Annotated in this window: 1 protein-coding gene; it reads right to left on the bottom strand. The window is 71.1% G+C overall.

The annotated features are described in order from the left end of the window. Positions 1 to 189 precede the first annotated feature (189 nt). Positions 190 to 2964, bottom strand: a complete 2775-nt coding sequence (locus VIB55_RS15860; RefSeq protein WP_331877636.1) for a phosphoenolpyruvate carboxylase — start codon at positions 2962 to 2964, stop codon at positions 190 to 192. Positions 2965 to 3022 lie beyond the last annotated feature (58 nt).

Below are 3022 nucleotides of genomic sequence, written 5' to 3'. Positions count from 1 at the left end.
CGGCTACGGACAGATCTCCGACGCCACGGTGACCGACTGGATCGCCTTCTGCAAGGGGTCCCCGGCCGCGTGAATCGCTGAATCCGGACGCACCCGCAGGTAGAAAAGAGAGGACGCAGAGGAACTCATCGAGCCCTCTGCGTCCTCTCCGTTTTCTCTGCGCCCTCTGCGTGATGCGGTCGTTCCAGTTCAGCCCGTGTTGCGCAGGCCCGCGGAGATGCCGTTGATGGTGGCGGCCAGGGCGTAGTTCAGGTCGTCGCCCTCCTCGCCGGCGCGCTTGCGGCGCAGGAGGCTCACCTGGATCAGGCTCAACGGGTCCACGTACGGATTCCGCAGGCGGATGGACCGCGCCAGCACCGGGTTGGTTTCCAGCAGCCGCTCCTGCCCGGTGATCCCCAGCACCACCCGCCGCGTCCGCTCGAACTCCTCCACCAGCATCCCGAACACACGCTCGCGCAACGCCTCGTCAGGCACCAGCTCGGCGTAGCGGCGGGCGATGGGAAAGTCGGCCTTGGCCATCCCCATCTCCACGTTGCGGATCAGGTCCTCGAAGAGCGGGAAGGCCCCCATCATCTCCCGCAGCAGCGCCTCCTCCCCTGCCCCGCGCGCCGCGTACCGCTCCATCGCGTACCCCACGCCGAACCACGCGGGAAGCACGTGGCGGCTCTGCATCCACCCGAACACCCAGGGGATGGCGCGCAGGTCGTCGAGCCCGCGCGTCTCGCCCCGCCGCGCCGGCCGCGAGCCGATGCGCGCGTGCTCCAGTTCGCCAACGGGCGTGCCCTGTTGAAAGTAGACGAGGATGTCGGGGTTCTCCGCGATCTTTTCGCGGTAAAAGCCGAACGCCTCGCCCGACATCTCTTCCATGGCCCGCTCCCAGCGCTCCTCCTGCGCCGGCTCGGGAGCGTCCGTCCGCGCGAGCGCGTCCAGCGACGCGGCCACCATCAGCTCCAGGCTGCGCTCGGCCAGGACGGGGTCGCTGTACTTCCAGTTGAGCACCTCGCCCTGCTCGGTGATCTTGATCTCGCCATCGAAGGCGCCCGCCGGCTGCGAGGTGATGGCGCGGTGCGTGGGCCCGCCGCCGCGCCCCACCGTCCCGCCGCGGCCGTGAAAGAGGCGCAGGGTGACGCCGCACTCGCGCGCCACCCGGTGAAGCTCGCGGTGCGCCTTGTAGATCTCCCAGGTGCTGGTGAGCATTCCCCCGTCCTTGTTGCTGTCGGAGTAGCCCAGCATCACCTCCTGGCGGCGCCCCCACGAGTCCAGCAGCCGCCCGTAGTCCTCTCGCGTCCACAGCGCCCGGCACACCTCCGGCGCGTTGCGCAGGTCCTCGATGGATTCGAAGAGCGGCACCGGCATCAGCCCGGGGTCGCCGTCACTTCCCGCCACCGCCACGCCGCTCGTCTGGGCAAGGCGCACGACGGCCAGCACGTCTTCCACCGAGCGCGCGCCGCTGATGACGTACGTCTGCACGGCTTCCGCGGGATAGGTGCGCTTCAGCTCGGCGACCACGCGGAAGGTTTCCAGCAGCTGCATGGTCTCTTCGGATGGGGGAGGCGGAAGGGGCGCAGCGCCCTCCCCCGCCCCGGCGAAGAGCTCGGCCATGGCGCGCTCGTGAAAGCGCGCGTGCTGGCGGATGTCGAGCGTGTGAAGGTGAAAGCCGAACGTCTCCACCTTGCGCAGCAGCGGGCCGAGGAGAAGGCGCGCCGGGCGCTCGCCCCGGTTCCGGACCAGGCTTTCGCGCACCAGGCGCAGGTCCGCGGCGAACGCGCCCGCGTCGGGATAGGCGTGGGGGTTCCCCGGCTCGTCACGCGCCGCCCGCAGCCGCCACCCCACGTAGCCCAGGAAGCGGCGATACGTCTCCGTCGTGGAGCGCGCCTCCGGCGTGGGATCCAGCGACGGGATGGTCCGGGTGTACCGCTCGAGCGCTCCGGCCAGCTCGGGCGTGACGGGTACCTGGTGGGTGGAGGCGCTCAGCCGCTCCGTCAGCGCCTCCAGGTCGGTGACGTAGTAGTCCAGGATGGCCTCGCGGGCCAGGCGCAGGACCTTTCGTGTCACGTCGGGCGTCACGAACGGGTTCCCGTCGCGGTCCCCGCCGATCCATGACCCGAAGCGTAGCACCTGTGGCAGCTCGCGCGGGGACAGCTCCTGGCCGAAGGCGCGGCGGAAGGCGTCGGCCATCTCGAAGTACAGCGCCGGCAGCGTGGGGATCAGCACGCCGGGGTAGTAGTCCAGCCCCATTTTCGCTTCGTCGATGACCGACGGCTGGCGGCGGCGCACCTCGTCCGTCTGCCAGATCGCGGTGATCTCGGCGGCGATGGCGGCCTCGTGCCCGGCGGCCTCGGCGTCGGTCATCGGCAGGCGGTCCAGCTGCTCCAGCGCCTCGGCGATGCGGCGGCGCTTGAAGAGCACCGTGCGCCGCGACACCTCCGTGGGGTGCGCGGTGAAGACGGGGATCACGCGGACGCGGGCCAGGTGGCGCAGCACCGCCTGGGCATCGAGGCCGGCGTCGCGCAGGCGCAGAAGGGTGCCGTGGAAGGTGCCCGGCTGCGGCGCCTGGTCGGCGTGCAGGGCCGTGGCTCGGCGGCGGCGCTTGCGGTGGTTGGTCTCGGCCAGGTTGGTGAGCTCGAAGTAGATGGAGAACGCCCTGGTCAGCCGGTAGGCGGAATCCACCGGCATTCCGTCCACCACCTGCTCGGCGCGGCGCATCGCCTCGTCCACCGGGGCTTCGGGGGATGCGCCCTCCGTGTCCTCGGCCTCGCGGTGCCGCATCGCCAGGTGGCGCAGCTCCTCGACGGCCGCGTACAGCTCGTCACCCTCCTGCTCGCGGATCACGTTGCCCAGCAGCATGCCGAGCGAGCGCACGTCGTGGCGAAGCGGCGCCTCCTTGAGCGCCGCCTCGTCCGCCGTCAGCTCGGCCAGGCGCCGTGCCTGGTCCTGCACCATCCAGAGGGGTTCGTCGGCCATGCGTGGGGTCGGTGGTGGTCCGGGTTCCGGGGGCGTGATCCCGTTCCCGCACGGCGAG

The sequence above is a fragment of the Longimicrobium sp. genome, from assembly GCF_036554565.1.
Classification (GTDB): domain Bacteria; phylum Gemmatimonadota; class Gemmatimonadetes; order Longimicrobiales; family Longimicrobiaceae; genus Longimicrobium.
This window is presented reverse-complemented; position numbering and strand designations above follow the sequence as displayed.

Coding starts and splice junctions, on each gene's coding strand:
- VIB55_RS15860 (WP_331877636.1), bottom strand. CDS start 2,964: ATGGCCGACGAACCCCTCTGGATGGTGCAGGACCAGGCACGGCGCCTG.